At 66.1% G+C, this 15,040-nt stretch carries 14 protein-coding genes and 1 rRNA gene; 7 read left to right on the forward strand and 8 right to left on the reverse strand.

What is annotated here, in order from left to right; translation table 11 throughout:
• Positions 1 to 3 precede the first annotated feature (3 nt).
• Positions 4 to 116 (forward strand): 5S ribosomal RNA (rrf, locus tag LGN17_RS26560).
• A 493-nt stretch (positions 117 to 609) separates the two neighbouring features.
• On the opposite strand, the gene LGN17_RS26565 is transcribed toward rrf, so the two are convergent.
• The 4 genes from LGN17_RS26565 to LGN17_RS26580 form a co-directional block, all read right to left on the reverse strand.
• Complete coding sequence (locus LGN17_RS26565) at positions 610 to 1,326, reverse strand: O-methyltransferase (RefSeq protein ID WP_226199546.1); 717 nt, start codon at positions 1,324 to 1,326, stop codon at positions 610 to 612.
• Positions 1,327 to 1,431: 105 nt separating this feature from the next.
• Positions 1,432 to 1,728, reverse strand: a complete 297-nt coding sequence (locus LGN17_RS26570; protein WP_226199548.1) for a 4Fe-4S dicluster domain-containing protein — start codon at positions 1,726 to 1,728, stop codon at positions 1,432 to 1,434.
• Positions 1,729 to 1,730: 2 nt separating this feature from the next.
• Complete coding sequence (locus LGN17_RS26575; protein ID WP_226199550.1) at positions 1,731 to 2,039, reverse strand: hypothetical protein; 309 nt, start codon at positions 2,037 to 2,039, stop codon at positions 1,731 to 1,733.
• Between the two features lie 12 nt (positions 2,040 to 2,051).
• Positions 2,052 to 2,636, reverse strand: a complete 585-nt coding sequence (locus LGN17_RS26580) for an RNA polymerase sigma factor (RefSeq protein ID WP_226199553.1) — start codon at positions 2,634 to 2,636, stop codon at positions 2,052 to 2,054.
• A gap of 532 nt (positions 2,637 to 3,168) precedes the next feature.
• Between LGN17_RS26580 and LGN17_RS26585 the strand changes: the two genes are divergently transcribed.
• Complete coding sequence (locus LGN17_RS26585; protein WP_226199557.1) at positions 3,169 to 4,998, forward strand: methyl-accepting chemotaxis protein; 1,830 nt, start codon at positions 3,169 to 3,171, stop codon at positions 4,996 to 4,998.
• A 51-nt stretch (positions 4,999 to 5,049) separates the two neighbouring features.
• On the opposite strand, the gene LGN17_RS26590 is transcribed toward LGN17_RS26585, so the two are convergent.
• From LGN17_RS26590 to LGN17_RS26600, 3 genes are all read right to left on the reverse strand, one after another.
• Positions 5,050 to 5,514 (reverse strand): GNAT family N-acetyltransferase, encoded by a 465-nt coding sequence (locus tag LGN17_RS26590; RefSeq protein ID WP_226199560.1) that lies wholly within the window; start codon positions 5,512 to 5,514, stop codon positions 5,050 to 5,052.
• 109 nt (positions 5,515 to 5,623) lie between these two features.
• Positions 5,624 to 5,995 carry a nuclear transport factor 2 family protein gene (locus LGN17_RS26595; protein WP_226199563.1) on the reverse strand — a complete coding sequence of 124 codons (372 nt, stop codon included), beginning with the start codon at positions 5,993 to 5,995 and terminating at the stop codon, positions 5,624 to 5,626.
• 282 nt (positions 5,996 to 6,277) lie between these two features.
• On the reverse strand, positions 6,278 to 7,297 hold the full coding sequence (locus LGN17_RS26600; protein ID WP_226199566.1) for an AraC family transcriptional regulator: 1,020 nt from the start codon (positions 7,295 to 7,297) through the stop codon (positions 6,278 to 6,280).
• A gap of 144 nt (positions 7,298 to 7,441) precedes the next feature.
• Between LGN17_RS26600 and LGN17_RS26605 the strand changes: the two genes are divergently transcribed.
• Genes LGN17_RS26605 through LGN17_RS26615 form a run of 3 tightly spaced genes read left to right on the forward strand, consistent with a single transcriptional unit; the run spans position 7,442 to position 11,108 of the window.
• Positions 7,442 to 9,109, forward strand: a complete 1,668-nt coding sequence (locus tag LGN17_RS26605; protein WP_226199568.1) for an acyl-CoA synthetase — start codon at positions 7,442 to 7,444, stop codon at positions 9,107 to 9,109.
• 22 nt (positions 9,110 to 9,131) lie between these two features.
• On the forward strand, positions 9,132 to 9,899 hold the full coding sequence (locus tag LGN17_RS26610; protein ID WP_226199570.1) for a 3-hydroxyacyl-CoA dehydrogenase: 768 nt from the start codon (positions 9,132 to 9,134) through the stop codon (positions 9,897 to 9,899).
• Between the two features lie 18 nt (positions 9,900 to 9,917).
• Positions 9,918 to 11,108, forward strand: coding sequence for an acetyl-CoA C-acetyltransferase (locus LGN17_RS26615; RefSeq protein ID WP_226199572.1), 1,191 nt, complete (start codon positions 9,918 to 9,920; stop codon positions 11,106 to 11,108).
• A gap of 101 nt (positions 11,109 to 11,209) precedes the next feature.
• Here the strand turns inward: LGN17_RS26615 and LGN17_RS26620 are convergent, their stop codons facing one another.
• Positions 11,210 to 11,902, reverse strand: coding sequence for a TetR/AcrR family transcriptional regulator (locus LGN17_RS26620; RefSeq protein WP_226199574.1), 693 nt, complete (start codon positions 11,900 to 11,902; stop codon positions 11,210 to 11,212).
• Positions 11,903 to 12,257: 355 nt separating this feature from the next.
• Between LGN17_RS26620 and LGN17_RS26625 the strand changes: the two genes are divergently transcribed.
• Together LGN17_RS26625 and LGN17_RS26630 are read left to right on the forward strand one after the other, a co-directional pair.
• Complete coding sequence (locus LGN17_RS26625; RefSeq protein WP_226199576.1) at positions 12,258 to 13,538, forward strand: Zn-dependent hydrolase; 1,281 nt, start codon at positions 12,258 to 12,260, stop codon at positions 13,536 to 13,538.
• A 127-nt stretch (positions 13,539 to 13,665) separates the two neighbouring features.
• Positions 13,666 to 15,003: an NAD(P)-dependent oxidoreductase gene (locus LGN17_RS26630; RefSeq protein ID WP_226199578.1), complete on the forward strand. Its 1,338-nt coding sequence runs from the start codon at positions 13,666 to 13,668 to the stop codon at positions 15,001 to 15,003.
• Positions 15,004 to 15,040: the final 37 nt, after the last annotated feature.

A 15,040-nucleotide genomic window follows, 5' to 3' on the forward strand; every position in this document is an offset into this window, starting at 1 on the left:
TTGCCTGATGACCATAGCGAGTCGGTCCCACCCCTTCCCATCCCGAACAGGACCGTGAAACGACTCTACGCCGATGATAGTGCGGATTCCCGTGTGAAAGTAGGTAATCGTCAGGCTCCCTAAGCCAAGAACCCCCGCCCGAAAGGCGGGGGTTTTTGCATTGGCGCGGCCGAAATGCACGGGGGATCGGGATGGGCGGCCTGGCTGGAGCTGAAACGACGAATGCGCTGATCGAGGCGCCTGCCGTTCTCGAGCAATCCGCAGCGCGGCGCGCCTGAAACCCGGTGCGCTCTCCTGCACGTCACATCAATCCAACTCCAGTGGGCCCCCTGTCGTACCGTCTTCAGGCGCCATATCGAGCGCAATACGCCACAAGGAATCGACGCGCCAATGGCCGGTGCCACCACTCGCTCCTGATTGGGACGCGCGCTCAATCACTGGGGTCCGAGAATGGCAATAGCGCGGCAACGGACAGGCACCCGGCATCCGGTCTTCGCGATGTATCGGGTGCGCGATGTTCTTGATTTCCTTCGCGTCATAACTTCGATCGCCGGCGGTGTTCCTTTAGCCCGAGATCCCGTGGAAGAAGCGCTTCGACGGCGTCCCCATTCAAGAAACGACGACCGTAAATTCAACCCCCGATTCAAAGTCCAGGGTTGTGGTCGAAAACCGTGGATCGTTGTCGAGGTAGTGCTTGTACGGTCGAACGGCGTCCTCGGCTGTGTACATGTTGTCGGCCAGTACGACCGATCCTGGGCGCAGCAGGCGCTCGACCTGCTTGAACAGCTTCAGATAGGCGTCGGCCCATACATCGATAAACACCATGTCGAAAGCACCGTCGAGTTCGGCAACGGTCTCGAATACGTCGCCCTCCCGCATGTCGACATAGGCGTCCAGGCCCGCTGTTCTGACGTGAGCGCGCAGTTGTGCGCACTTGAGCGCATCGCGTTCGGTCGCGACGATCACGCCACGGCCCAGCATGCGCAGTGCGTCGGCGAAATACAGCGTCGACACGCCGCATGAACTGCCGAGTTCGAGGATTCTTGCCGGCCGTTGCGAGAGCACCATGTTGCGTAAAAATCCCCCCGTTTCCGGCGAGACGGCCAACGACAGCCGGCTGCCTTCCGGGGACTCGAAGTCGTCGCTGGACAGCCCGAACGTTTCGAGAAACCGCCCTCGCAGACGAGGGGCGATCGCGTCGTATTCCTCGGCTAACGACAGAAAATCCTCGTTCGACCCCTGGAACTGCGCGCGGGCGCGGGCGATGATTTCGGTTCGGCTCTCTTCGTGGAGCCGCTGCAGAAGAGCGATGGTGGGTGAAGTCATATTTGTTCCTTGACGAGATTGATCCGGTCGACGCTGTATCCAGCGACAGCCTCTCCCGTCAGGGTCGCTGCGCTGTCGCTCGATATCGGTGACATACGAATGTTGCTATGCCGTTCGGGCGAGCGTGATGGCGCGTTCGGGGCACGCCGTCACACACAGTCCGCATGAACGGCAGGCATCCGCGTTTGGCGTGTAGGCGACTTTCATTCCATGTACGCGCAGCTTCAGGCGATGCATCACAGCAAGGCCGAGGTAATCGGCCTGGTCGATGCGCCGAATCTCGAACACGTTCTCGGGACACACCGCGACGCAAGCTCCCTTGCCTTCACAGCGTTTCAGATCGACGACCGGCGCTATCACGCCCGGTTTCTGTTTGGAGTCGCCCGTTGATTTTTCGCGCACGTTTACTCTCCAGTGGGCCGGTTGCTGCCGGATCGCCACGCGGTCCGGAAAAGCTCGCGTTCTTCGGGTGTCATGGATTCCCACTTGCGCCAGTGGCGCCGACCGCGCCAGCCGTGGTGTCCGCGGAATCCGCCGAACAGGATGCGGCTCAGCACGAGCAGGCCCAGCGCATGGGCGAAGTCGATCGTACGGGCGCCGACGAATAGCGCCGGAATCACCCAGTTCCATAACATCATGACGACCCATCCGAGCACGCCAATCGCGATCAACACGAACAGCGCCTTACCTGCACATCTGATTCGGAAATTCATCTGTCGATTCCTTTAGGTGTTATCCAGTTCGTCATAAATGGGTTGCAGTCGGGCACGCAAATGCAAGACCGCATAGCGTTTGCGAGCGAGCAGCGTGTTGAGCGCGACACCGCTTTGCGCGGCCATCTCCTTGAAGGACCGGCCCTCCAGCTCGTGCGCGATGAATACCTCACGCTGGTTCGCCGGCAACTCGTCGAGCGCATCCTGCAAGGCCTTGAGCACTAGCGTGCGAGCGTAGAGGGCTTCGGGGCCGGCATCATGCGCCGGTAGCGCGAGGTCCAGCCGATACTCGCTGTTCGCGTCATCGTCGACCTCGGACAGGTCGGCCAGCGGCTGCTCCTTCTTCTTGCGAAAGCGGTCAACGATGCGGTTGCGCGCGGCACGGAAAAGCCATGCACTCACCTGTTCAATTGGCGCAGGAAGCCGATAGGCTTGGACGAATTCGTGAAACACATCCTGCAGGATGTCCTCGGCATCGTCCGGATCGCGTATCCGGCGCCGGATAAAATTCACTAGCCTCGTTCGTTCACGCATCACTGTCGCTGTGATGTCGCGGTCTGGGTCGGTCATCGTGTGCGAAGTGAGTGGCGATTCCATGCGCTTGAAGACGTTTCAGGCGCGCGAATATTGTGACGAGCGTAAAAAATCTGCAGCTGAACACGCCGGCTCTGCGGGCATGCCATTTATCGCCGATCAAGCCAGCGGAACATGAATCGTAGGCGCTCCATCAAACACGCCTGCCAGGAAAAGGGATGGGTACCTCATCCCGTCTGTTTGCTTCGATACGCTGAACCGGATGCCATCCTGCCACTGCCCATGAGGGGACCACCGGATCGCGGCAGACAGATCCTCAGCCCTTCGCCGAACCGGCACATGACAATCTTCCGAGTATCCGGACGATCGTGGCCAGTTCATCAAGGCTCCCGTCCACGCGCCCAGTCAGCCGGGGCGGTATCCGATCTTGCCGGATCAGCCCGTCCGTCCCCCAATCCGCGGATCTGCCGAGCCGTCGCCCGCACTGGTCTGGCCAGTCAGGCCTTAAGTTCCCGCGATCGCAGTCGTTAAACAGGACGTTGCCTGTTTTCGGCAACCCTATTCATACAACGCGGTAACGGAGATCGAAGTCATCATGTTGTCCTCGATTCGTGCTCGGATACTTGCGACTTGCGTCGCCATCGTGGTCACGGCGCTGGCCGTTACAGGCGGCCTGGTCTATTACGTGGTCAAGCAACACAATGACGAGGCAATCGACCAGAATCACAAGTCGATCCTCGCCGGGCACGCGCTTGCGATCAATGAATGGGTGGCCAGCCGGGGCCGGGAAACCCAGGCACTCGCGGACACGATTGCGATCGGCGAGGGCGATCCGCTGCCGGCGCTGAAGCTGCTCGGCAAGTCGGGCGGCTTCGAGGTGTTGACGCTCGGCCTGCCGGACAAGACCGCGTTCTCGAACGTGCCGCTCGCGCCCGGCTATGACCCGACAGCACGTCCATGGTACAAGCAGGCCGTCGGCGCGGGCCACCTGGTCGTGACGGCCCTCTACCGGGATGCGACGAGCGGCAAGCCGGCTGTTGCGTTCGCGGTGCCCGTGGTGCGCGACGGCACGGTAAAGGGCGTGCTGGCCGCCAGCCTGTTCATGGAGAGCGTGAGTTCGATCGTGACCTCGGTACACCCGACACCCGCGAGTTTCGCATTCCTGGTGGACAAGAGCGGGCGCGTGATTGCGTCGGCCAAGACCGACCTGATCATGAAGCCCGCAACCGGTCTTTCGCCCGCACTCGACGCCGACCACCTCGGCGCGCTGCAAACCGCGTCCGAGCCCGTCGCCGTCGACATCGACGGGGCAACCAAGCTGATGCGCGCCCAGCCGATCGCCGGTACCGATTGGTCCCTCGTGCTCGCGCTCGACAAGGCGGACGTGACGGCCGGCATGCGTGCGGTCGCGACGACGACACTGGCGGCGATCCTGATCGTCGCCATCATCGCCGCGACGCTGGTCGGTGCGATGACGAACGCGGCCTTCAAGCGCATCCTGCTGGTCCGCGACGCGCTCACGGATGTCTCGAGCGGCAGCGGCGACCTGACGAAACGCCTGCCCGCCGACGGCGTGGATGAAGCCGCGCAGATCGCGCATGCGTTCAACCTGTTCGCCGGAAAGATCAGTACGATCCTGCTGCAGATTCGCGAATTCAGCGAATCCGTCAACCTCGCGAGCGCCGAGATCGCGCAGGGCAACCAGGATCTGTCGGGCCGGACCGAACATGCCGCATCGAGCTTGCAGGAAACCGCCGCAGCACTCGAGGAGATCGCCGGCACGGCCCGCAATTCGGCCGATGCCGCGAGCCAGGTGAGCCGTCTGGCGGAATCGGCGTCGGACGTCGCGGTGCGCGGCGGCACGGTCGTCGGCGAGGTCGTCTCGACGATGAACGAGATCACGCAAGCGTCGAGCGAAATCGCCAACATCGTCGGCGTGATCGACGGCATCGCGTTCCAGACCAACATTCTCGCGTTGAACGCTGCCGTCGAGGCCGCACGTGCAAACGAGCACGGCCGGGGCTTCGCGGTCGTTGCTGGCGAGGTGCGCGCGCTCGCGCAGCGAAGCGCGCAGGCCGCCAAGGAAATCAAGCAATTGATCCACTCGTCGGTCGAGAAGATCGAGGGTGGCTCGGGACTCGTCCAGACGGCTGGTGCGACGATGAACGAAATCGTCGAGGGCGTGCGCAGCATCACGAGCGTGATTGCGGAAATTACCGTCGCCGCGAAGGAGCAGAGCACCGGGCTCGAACAGGTCAATCAGGCGGTGTCGCATCTCGACAATGCGACGCAGCAGAATGCGGCACTCGTCGAGCAGTCGGCGGCGGCCGCGACGTTGCTGCGCGAGCAGGCCGCGAAGCTCGCGCAGACGGTCGGCGAGTTCAAGCTCGAGGACAGTCGTGCGATGACGTTGCAGTCAGCCTGAGAAGAGGCGACGCGGGGTATGTCTGGTTGCAGCGCCCGACAGGCGTTGCGATCAGATCGTGATCCGCAGGATCGGGAAGAACCGGCCCGGGACGACGCCCGATTCCTTTTCGCCGATTTTTTCAGCCCCGAGCGCCAGATAGAACGGAACCGCATTGGGATCCGCTTCGATCACGAAGCTTGTGATCCCTCTCGCGGCGCTTTCCCGGCGGACTGCTTCCCACAGTGCCCGGGCGACACCGCGGCCCATGTGGTCGGGATGAACGAACAGCCATCCGGGCGTCGGGCGATCCGATTCCGAAGACGCCCTGACCCAGAATCCGATGATGGCCTCTCCGGATTCCGCGACGTAACCGATCGATCCGTCGATCGTCTCCGGCGCAATCGTGAGATCGCGCTGCCACAAGTCGAGCCAGTCCTTCGGATAGCCCCAGTGTGCTTTCGAAATGCGAGCCAGTCGCGTGAGCTCGTCCGCGTCCGCGGCACGGGCAGCACGTAGGGTGAATGGTTGGTGCATGTCATCTCCTGTCATGGTCGATACCTTCTTCGAGGTATCGTCCGGCTCGCATCCACTCCACTCCGGATTCACGGCTCGCCGGCTCGAAGGGCGTGCGCGCTCGACGCGGCTACATGACCTGCGACGCGTGCCCGGCGACGACGCGCCAGCCAGCGCTCGATCGACGCCACAGCCGAGTATAGGCAAACACGCCGTCGAACGCCGCGCCGTCGAAATGGCCGGCGAGTATCGCCTTCGTCGTGGTCAGGATCATCTCGCCGATCGCGCATGCGCGCGTTTCCTGCACATCGAGCGTGTCGAGACGCAGCAGCTTCGCGCGATGCGCGGCGAGGTCGTCTTCCTTCGAGATGATCTGGCCGGTCGGAACGGTGAACACCAGATCGTCGTCCAGCAACGCATCGAGCGCTTCGACATCGTTGGTCAGCATCGCGGCACGAAGCGCGGATTCGCTGGGTTCGATGGCTGTACGGATTGCATCCATTTCAGGGCCTCGCATCGTCTCTGAAGGTTGGTGGTGCTCATATCGGCGAGCAACAGCAGCAACGAACATACCGCACCGACGGATACTGTCTACCGCGCGTTCGGCAGCGATTGACGCCGGACGAGCATCACCCCGCAGATGTCGATCGACGCGATGACGTTGACGGCCGGGTAGAACGCGGCCGCGACGCTCCGAACGGCAGTCGGCAGATCGCATCGTATCAGCGTCGCGCGAGCGTTTCCGGGGCCGCCGCGCAACTCCTGTCGACGACGGCCTGCCGCATCATCCGCTCACCGCCCCCGGCTCCCCCTCCGCCACATGCACGTCCCGCCGGAACGCGCCGGGGCTCGTCCCCGTCCATTTCCGGAACGCGCGATGAAACGCGCTCGGCTCGGTGAAGCCGAGCTCGGCCGCAATCTCCGCGACGCTGAGCGCATGCCCGCGCAGCAGCGACTGGGCCAGCGCGCCGCGCAGCTCGTCCTTGATTGCCGCGAAGCTTTGCCCTTCGCTGCGCAGACGCCGTCGCAACGTGGCGGGCGTCGTGCCGAGGCGCACGGCCAGCGTATCGAAGTCGGGCCACTCCGCGGCAGGTAGCGTTTTCAGCTGCGCGCGCGTCTTCGCGACCCAGCCCGTATCGTGCCGGTAGCGGACGAGCAGGTTGCCGGGCGCGCCGCGCAGAAAGGTCTTCAACGCTTGTTCGGAGCGGATCGTCGGCAGCGCGAGGTACGCGGCGTTGAACGTGAGCCGGCTGTCGGGACGGTCGAAATGCACGGGCACGCCGAAGAACTGGTGATAGTCGCTGCGCTGGTCGGGGCTCGGGCACGCGAAGTCGATGCGCTGCAGCGGGATGCGCCGGCCGATCAGCCAGCACGCGACGCCCAGGAGGATCAGCCAGAACGTCCGGTACGCGAACGCCGGGTAGGGCGCGCCCGTTTGAGTCAGCACGATCTGGGCTTGTCCGTCGGCCACGACGAGTTCGCCATGCGGCTCGTCCAGCACCACGCGCAGGAACTGCAGCGCGCGCCGCAGCGCCTTGTCGAGGGTGCCGGCGTGCAGCACCGCATGGCACAGCAGCGTGAAGCTGCCACGCCGCATCGGGCGCGCGGCGAGGCCGAAGAATTCGTCGTCGAGCGTACCGGCGATCGCGAGCCACAGCCTGCCGTACTGCTGCGGCGTGACGGGCTCGCATAGGGCGGCCGGCAGGCCGGCGGCGCGCAGCACGGGCTCCGTCGGAAGGCCTTGCCGGCGCAGGCACGCGAGCGCGTCGTCGACGAAATCCGGTGAAATCATCTGCGGCCCCATTTTCCTGCGTCCTCCCGACATGGCAAAAGCGATCACGATTCTAGATTCCGTTTGTCATTGATTGCAATGTACGGGCTGTCTACTATCGAACTATCCCCGTCGCGCCCCTGGCTCGCCGGCGGCCATAACGCACAGGAGACACGCATGTCTGATGGAGCTACCGCCCAAGCGGTGCCGGCCTACGCCGACGCCGTGGCCCGGTTCAGTATCGAGACCGCCGCGCAGCAACTGCACGGCGACCTGGCGCGCGGCCTGAACGCATGCGTGGAATGCTGCGACCGGCACGCATCGGCGAACGCGATCGCGCTCGACTGGATCGACGCCGGCGGGCAGCACCACAGCTACACGTTTGCGCAGATGAAGGCGCTGTCGGCACGCGTCGCGAACCTGCTGGTCGCGCAGGGCGTGAAGCCGGGCGACGTGGTGGCGGGCCTGTTGCCGCGCACGCCGGAACTCGTCGCGACGATTCTCGGCACATGGCGCGCGGGCGCCGTCTATCAGCCGCTGTTCACCGCATTCGGCCCGAAAGCAATCGAGCACCGGCTGCGCATGAGCGACGCACGCCTGATCGTGACCAACGTCGCGAATCGCGCGAAGCTCGACGAGATCGCCGGTTGCCCGCCCGTTGCGACGGTGCGCGAGCCGGGCGAAACGCTGCCGGAACGCGACATCGATTTCCGCGCGGCGCTCGACGCGCAGCCCGACACGTTCGAACCGGTGCTGCGCACGGGCACGGACCTGTTCATGATGATGTCGACGTCGGGCACGACGGGCTTGCCGAAGGGCGTGCCGGTGCCGCTGCGCGCGCTGCTTGCATTCGGCGCGTACATGCGCGAAGCGGTGGACCTGCGTGCCGGCGACCGGTTCTGGAACATCGCCGATCCGGGCTGGGCGTACGGCCTCTATTACGCGATCACGGGCCCGTTGCTGCTCGGCCACGCGACGACGCTCTACGAAGGCAGTTTCACGGTCGACAGTACGTACGACGTGATCGAGCGGCTCGGGATCACGAGCCTTGCCGGCTCGCCGACGGCCTTCCGGATGCTGATGGCGGCCGGGACGGAAGCGGCGGCGCGACTGAAGGGCAAGCTGCGCGTGGTCAGCAGCGCGGGCGAACCGCTGAATCCGGAAGTCGTGCGCTGGTTCGACGCAGCGCTCGGCGCGCCGATCTACGATCACTACGGCCAGACCGAGCTCGGGATGGTCGTGAACAACCATCACGGCCTCGCGCATGCCGTCCACGCGGGTTCGGCGGGCCTTGCGATGCCCGGCTACCGCGTCGCGGTGCTTGACGAGGCGAGCCGCGAGCTCGGCCCGGGCGAGCCCGGCAACCTGGCGATCGACATCGCTCGCTCGCCGCTGCTGTGGTTCCACGGCTACTGGCAGCAGGACACGCCGGCGATCGCGGGCGGCTATTACCGGACCGGCGACAACGTCGAGCTGGAGCCGGACGGCACCGTGAGCTTCATCGGCCGCGCGGACGACGTGATCACGTCGTCCGGCTACCGGATCGGCCCGTTCGACGTGGAAAGCGCGCTGATCGAGCATCCGGCCGTGAGCGAGGCCGCCGTCATCGGCGTGCCCGACGCGGAGCGCACGGAGATCGTCAAGGCGTTCGTCGTGCTGTCGAAAGGCCAGGACGGCACGCCGGCGCTGGCCGAGGAACTGAGCCTGCACGTGAAGCGGCGGCTGTCCGCTCACGCCTATCCGCGCGCGATCGACTTTGTCGACGCGCTGCCGAAAACCCCGAGCGGCAAGATCCAGCGCTTCGTACTGCGCAAGATGGAAGCCGAGAAGGCCGCTCAACCCTGAACACATACTGTACGGACTGCGAATGGATATCAAGGATCGCGTTTTTCTGGTTACGGGCGCCGGTTCGGGCCTCGGCGCCGCGGTGGCGCGCATGGTGGTCGCGGAAGGTGGCAAGGCCGTGCTGCTGGACGTCAACGAAGAGGCAGGTGCGGGCCTCGCACACGAACTCGGTGCGGCCGCATGCTTCGTGAAGACGGACGTGACGAGCGAAGCCGACGGTCAGGCTGCTGTCGCCGCGGCGCGTGACGCGTTCGGCCGCATCGACGCGCTCGTCAACTGCGCGGGCGTCGCGCCGGGCGAGAAGGTGGTGGGCCGCGACGGCCCGCATTCGCTCGACCGCTTCGCGCGCGCGGTGTCGATCAACCTGGTCGGCACGTTCAACATGATCCGGCTGGCCGCCGAGGCGATGTCGAAGCAGGACGCCGATGCGGAAGGCGAGCGCGGCGTGATCGTCAACACGGCGTCGGTCGCGGCGTTCGACGGGCAGATCGGGCAGGCCGCGTATGCGGCGTCGAAGAGCGGCGTGGTGGGCATGACGCTGCCGATCGCGCGCGAGCTCGCGCGGTTCGGCATCCGCGTGGTGACGGTCGCGCCGGGCATCTTCGCGACGCCGATGATGGCCGGCATGCCGCAGGACGTGCAGGACGCGCTCGGCAAGAGCGTGCCGTTCCCGCCGCGGCTCGGCCGGCCGGAAGAATTTGCGGCGCTGGTGCGCCACATCGCCGGGAACACGATGCTGAACGGCGAAGTCATCCGTCTCGATGGCGCGTTGCGCATGGCACCGCGCTGACACTGGAGGAAGCGAATCATGACGACTCAGGATCCGATCGTAATCGTTGGCACGGCGCGTACGCCGATGGGTGGTTTTCAGGGTGACCTGGCGGCAGCCAGCGCGAGCGACCTCGGCGCGGTAGCGATTCGCGCGGCGCTCGAGCGCGCGAACGTGCCGGCCGAGCGCATCGATGAAATCGTGTTCGGCTGCGTGTTGCCGGCGGGCCAGGGCCAGGCGCCGGCGCGGCAGGCCGCGCTGAAGGCCGGGCTGCCGCTCGCGGCGGGCGCGACCACGGTCAACAAGATGTGCGGCTCGGGGATGAAGGCCGCGATGTTCGCGCACGACCTGCTGCTGGCAGGTTCGGCAGGCGTGGCCGTCGCGGGCGGGATGGAGAGCATGACGAATGCACCGTACCTGCTGCCGAAGGCGCGCGCGGGGATGCGCATGGGTCACGGGCAGGTGCTCGATCACATGTTCCTCGACGGGCTCGAGGACGCGTACGAGAAAGGCCGCCTGATGGGCACGTTCGCCGAGGATTGCGCGCAGGCGTACCAGTTCACGCGCGAGGCACAGGATGCGTTCGCGATCGCATCGCTGACGCGCGCGCAACGTGCGATCGCCGACGGGCATTTCGTGTCGGAGATCGCGCCGGTGACCGTGAAGGCCGGCAAGACCGAAACGGTCGTGTCGATCGACGAACAGCCGGGCAAGGCGAAGCTCGACAAGATCCCGACGCTGAAGCCGGCCTTCCGCGAAGGCGGCACGGTGACGGCCGCCAATGCGTCGTCGATCTCGGACGGCGCGGCCGCGCTCGTGATGATGCGCCGCTCGGAAGCCGAGCGCCTGGGGCTCACGCCGAAGGCCGTGATCGTCGGGCATTCGACCTACGCGGACAAGCCGGGCCTGTTCGCGACCGCGCCGATCGGCGCGCTGCGCAAGCTGTCGGAGAAAACCGGCTGGAACCTGCGCGACGTCGACCTGTTCGAGATCAACGAAGCGTTCGCGGTGGTGCCGATGGCCGCGATGCGCGATCTCGACCTGCCGCACGAGAAGGTCAACGTGCATGGCGGCGCGTGCGCGCTTGGGCATCCGATCGGCGCATCGGGCGCGCGCGTGATGGTGACGCTGCTGGCCGCGCTCGAAACGTATGGGATGAAGCGCGGCGTCGCGTCGCTGTGCATCGGCGGCGGCGAGGCGACGGCGATCGCGATCGAGCGCATCGTGTAACGCATCGCGCGTAGTCCGCATGCGGCGACGCGTACGACGGGTATCGCACGGGAAACACCGGTGCGATACCCGTTCTGCTTTGGGCGGATCGCGTTGTCGCGCTACGCCTTCGCGTGCGGCGACACTGCCCCGCATGCGCGGATCACAAGCTGCACGACCTGTTCGGTCCTCTCGTCGAACGCCTTCTGCGTGAGCGCCCGCTTGCCGCTCAGCGCGCGGATCTGCGCATCGAAATCCGCGTAGTGCTGCGTGGTTGCCCAGATCAGGTACATCAGCGCATGCGCGTCGATCGGCACGAGCAGCCCGCGCGCGATCCAGCCTTCGATGACCTTCACGCGCGTATCGAACCACGGCTTCACGCGTTCCGACAGGATGTCCTGCATGTGCTCCGCGCCGTGGATGATCTCGTTGGCCCAGACCTTCGAGCCGAGCGGACGCCGCCGCGACAACGCCATCTTCGCGCGCACGTAGGCGCCGATCGCTTCGACGGGATCGTCGTCGGCCTCGAACGAACCGGCCGCACGATGCCAGTCCTCGAACAGGTCGTCGAGCACGCGGCGGTACAACGCAAGCTTCGTCGGGAAGTAGTAATGCAGGTTCGCTTTCGGCAGGCCGGCGCGCTCCGCGATCATCGCGGTGCTCGCACCGTCGAGCCCGCGTTCTGCGAACACGGCTTCCGCACAGGCGAGCAGATGCGCTTCGTTGGACTCGCGGATGTGCGCCTTGCGTCGCCGCAAAGGCGCGGACGTCTCGTCGCTGTCGGTGGCTTCGGTCGCCGCCTCGTCATGTCTCATCGTTGCCCTCGCGCGGCAGGCGTGCCGCGTTGGGCTTCATTCTAGCCGCTGATCCGCATCGAACGCACGTGTGCAGATTTCGCGCCTGTGTTGCGATGCTGCGTTGCGGTGGCACGTTTCTCGCTCTCTACGTTCACGCAAGAAAGAGATTGATTTGGTCATTTTGATCGTCTAAAACCTGTCCAATCGGACAGGATTCGACGAGCGGCGGAAACCTTCCAGCCCGATTCGCCGGACGATCTTCGCGAACGACCGGGGCATGCACCGCGCTTGGGCGGCGTTGCCCCGAAACAGGCATGACACGCACCGGCACGGACCGGCTGGCGGCATCACCGACCCCACAGGAGCGATACGAATGAACGCGGTATCGGAAACAGTGAAGCGGGCAGCTTTCGACACGTCGATCAAGGTCGACGGCAAGCGGTTGTGGGACAGCCTGATGGAAGTCGCGAAGATCGGGGCGACGCCGAAGGGCGGCGTGTGTCGCCTCGCGCTGACCGATCTCGACAAGGCCGGCCGCGACCTGATCGTCAGCTGGGCAAAGGCCGCCGGCTGCACGGTGACGGTCGATACGATGGGCAACGTGTTCATGCGCCGCGCGGGCCGCGCGGCCGATGCGGCGCCGGTCGTCACGGGCTCGCACGCGGATTCGCAGCCGACGGGCGGCCGCTTCGACGGCATCTACGGCGTGCTCGGCGGGCTCGAGGTGATTCGCAGTCTCAACGATCACGGCATCGAGACCGAGCATCCGGTCGAGGTCGTGATCTGGACCAATGAGGAAGGCTCGCGCTTCGCGCCCGCGATGGTGGCGTCGGGTGTGTTCGCGGGCGTGTTCCCGCTCGAATACGGGCTGTCGCGCAAGGATGTGGACGGCAAGACGATCGGCGAGGAACTCAAGCGCATCGGCTATGCAGGCGAAGTGCCGTGCGGCGGGCGCAAGCTGCATGCGGCGTTCGAACTGCATATCGAGCAGGGGCCGATTCTGGAAGCCGAGTGCAAGACGATCGGCGTGGTGACCGATGCGCAGGGGCAGCGGTGGTACGAGATCACCTTCACCGGCCAGGAAGCGCACGCGGGGCCGACGCCGATGCCGCGTCGCCGCGATGCGCTGCTCGGCGCGTCGCGCGTGGTCGATCTCGTCAACCGGATCGGCCTCGATCATGCGCCGTTCGGCTGCGCGACGGTCGGCATGATGCAGGTCTACCCGAACTCGCGCAACGTGATTCCGGGGCGCGTGTTCTTCACCGTCGATTTCCGTCATCCGGACGACGCGGTGCTCGCGAAGATGGATGCCGCATTGCGCGACGGCGTGGCGCGCATCGCGGCCGACATCGGGCTCGAGACCGAACTCGAGCAGATCTTCTATTACAAGCCGGTCGCGTTCGATCCTGCCTGTGTGGAAGCCGTGCGCAGTGCGGCCGACCGCTTCGGTTTCTCGCATCGCGACATCGTGTCGGGCGCCGGCCACGATGCGTGCTACCTCGCGCAGGTCGCGCCGACGTCGATGGTGTTCGTGCCGTGTGTCGACGGCATCAGCCACAACGAGATCGAGGATGCGACGCCCGCCTGGATCGAGGCCGGCGCGAACGTGCTGCTGCACGCGATGCTGTCGCGTGCATGCGAGCCGGCTTCATGACGCAGGGATCGTAGCAGCCGGCAGGCTGCTGATCGCCTGACCGTAGCATTCCTAATAAAGACCGCCCCGACCGCGCATTCGCGGCCGGCGGGGACGGCTTTGTCTCCACCCAGTCGAAGGAACGCGTATGACCACCAAGCCAACCGGCGATATCGCCGCGCATCGCCTGTCGTCCACGCAACTCTCGTGCGAATTCGCCGATATCGCGCCGCTGCTCGATCCGACTGCCGCGGCGGCGGCCGCCAGCCGCTGTCACTACTGTTACGACGCGCCGTGCGTGCAAGCGTGCCCCACGCAGATCGACATCCCGAGCTTCATCCGCAAGATCGGCAACGGCAACCTGAAGGGCGCCGCGACCGACATCCTGTCGGCGAATCCGCTCGGCGGGATGTGCGCCCGCGTGTGTCCGACCGAGATCCTGTGCGAAGGCGCATGCGTGCGCAATCACCAGGATGCGCAGCCCGTCGCGATCGGCGCGCTGCAGCGGCATGCGACCGACTGGGCGATGGAGACCGGTGCGGTGCGCTTCACGCGTGCGCCCGACACGGGCCGCCATGTCGCGGTGGTCGGCGCGGGGCCGGCCGGGCTCGCATGCGCGCACCGGCTCGCGCTCGCCGGGCACCGCGTCACGCTGTTCGACGCGCGCCCGAAGGCCGGAGGTCTCAACGAATACGGGATCGCCGCCTACAAGACCGTCGACGCGTTCGCGCAGCGTGAAGTCGAGTGGCTGCTGTCGGTGGGCGGGATCGCGTTGGAAACCGGCGTCGCGCTGGGGCGCGACATCACGCTCGACGCGCTGCGCGAGCAGCACGACGCGGTGTTTCTCGCGATGGGCCTCGGCGGCGTGCGTGCGCTTTCGATCGACGGCGAGCAACTGGCCGGCGTGATGAACGCGGTCGACTTCATCGAGCAGGTGCGGCAGGCCGACGCGCTGGAGAACGTGCCGGTCGGGCGGCGCGTCGTCGTGATCGGCGGCGGCAATACGGCCATCGATGCGGCGGTGCAGAGCCGCAAGCTGGGCGCCGAGCGCGTGACGATGGTGTACCGGCGCGGCGTGGACGCGATGAGCGCGACATGGGCCGAGCGCGAGTTCGCGCAGAAGAGCGGCGTCACGCTCGTCACGCACGCGAAGCCGGTGCGCATGGCGGGTGCGGACGGGCAGGTGACGGGTGTCGAGTTCGAGTCGGCGTCGGGCGAGCGCTTCACCGTCGATGCGGACATGGTGCTGAAGGCGATCGGCCAGACGCTGACACCGGACGGCGTCGACGCCGCGCTGCTGACGGCGGACGGTGCGCGCATCGCAGTGGACGCGGACGGGCGCACCGCATGGCCCGACGTATGGGCCGGCGGCGACTGCGCGGCGACGGGCGGCATCGACCTCACGGTGCAGGCCGTGCAGGACGGCAAGCGCGCGGCCGCGTCGATCGACGCGGCGCTCGCGCAACGCGACGCGAAGGCCGCGTGACCGCCCGACGCGCGTCACACGCCACGAGCACAACGAA

The sequence above is a fragment of the Burkholderia sp. AU30280 genome (assembly GCF_020420125.1).
Taxonomy (GTDB): Bacteria; Pseudomonadota; Gammaproteobacteria; order Burkholderiales; family Burkholderiaceae; genus Burkholderia.

Excerpts from the sequence above, each read along its gene's own strand:
- LGN17_RS26610 (WP_226199570.1), top strand. The coding sequence starts at position 9,132 with ATGGATATCAAGGATCGCGTTTTTCTGGTTACGGGCGCCGGTTCGGGC.
- LGN17_RS26625 (WP_226199576.1), top strand. The coding sequence starts at position 12,258 with ATGAACGCGGTATCGGAAACAGTGAAGCGGGCAGCTTTCGACACGTCG.
- LGN17_RS26600 (WP_226199566.1), bottom strand. The coding sequence starts at position 7,297 with ATGGGGCCGCAGATGATTTCACCGGATTTCGTCGACGACGCGCTCGCG.
- LGN17_RS26620 (WP_226199574.1), bottom strand. The coding sequence starts at position 11,902 with ATGAGACATGACGAGGCGGCGACCGAAGCCACCGACAGCGACGAGACG.
- LGN17_RS26580 (WP_226199553.1), bottom strand. The coding sequence starts at position 2,636 with ATGGAATCGCCACTCACTTCGCACACGATGACCGACCCAGACCGCGAC.
- LGN17_RS26565 (WP_226199546.1), bottom strand. The coding sequence starts at position 1,326 with ATGACTTCACCCACCATCGCTCTTCTGCAGCGGCTCCACGAAGAGAGC.
- LGN17_RS26585 (WP_226199557.1), top strand. The coding sequence starts at position 3,169 with ATGTTGTCCTCGATTCGTGCTCGGATACTTGCGACTTGCGTCGCCATC.
- LGN17_RS26575 (WP_226199550.1), bottom strand. The coding sequence starts at position 2,039 with ATGAATTTCCGAATCAGATGTGCAGGTAAGGCGCTGTTCGTGTTGATC.
- LGN17_RS26630 (WP_226199578.1), top strand. The coding sequence starts at position 13,666 with ATGACCACCAAGCCAACCGGCGATATCGCCGCGCATCGCCTGTCGTCC.
- LGN17_RS26590 (WP_226199560.1), bottom strand. The coding sequence starts at position 5,514 with ATGCACCAACCATTCACCCTACGTGCTGCCCGTGCCGCGGACGCGGAC.
- LGN17_RS26605 (WP_226199568.1), top strand. The coding sequence starts at position 7,442 with ATGTCTGATGGAGCTACCGCCCAAGCGGTGCCGGCCTACGCCGACGCC.
- LGN17_RS26595 (WP_226199563.1), bottom strand. The coding sequence starts at position 5,995 with ATGGATGCAATCCGTACAGCCATCGAACCCAGCGAATCCGCGCTTCGT.
- LGN17_RS26615 (WP_226199572.1), top strand. The coding sequence starts at position 9,918 with ATGACGACTCAGGATCCGATCGTAATCGTTGGCACGGCGCGTACGCCG.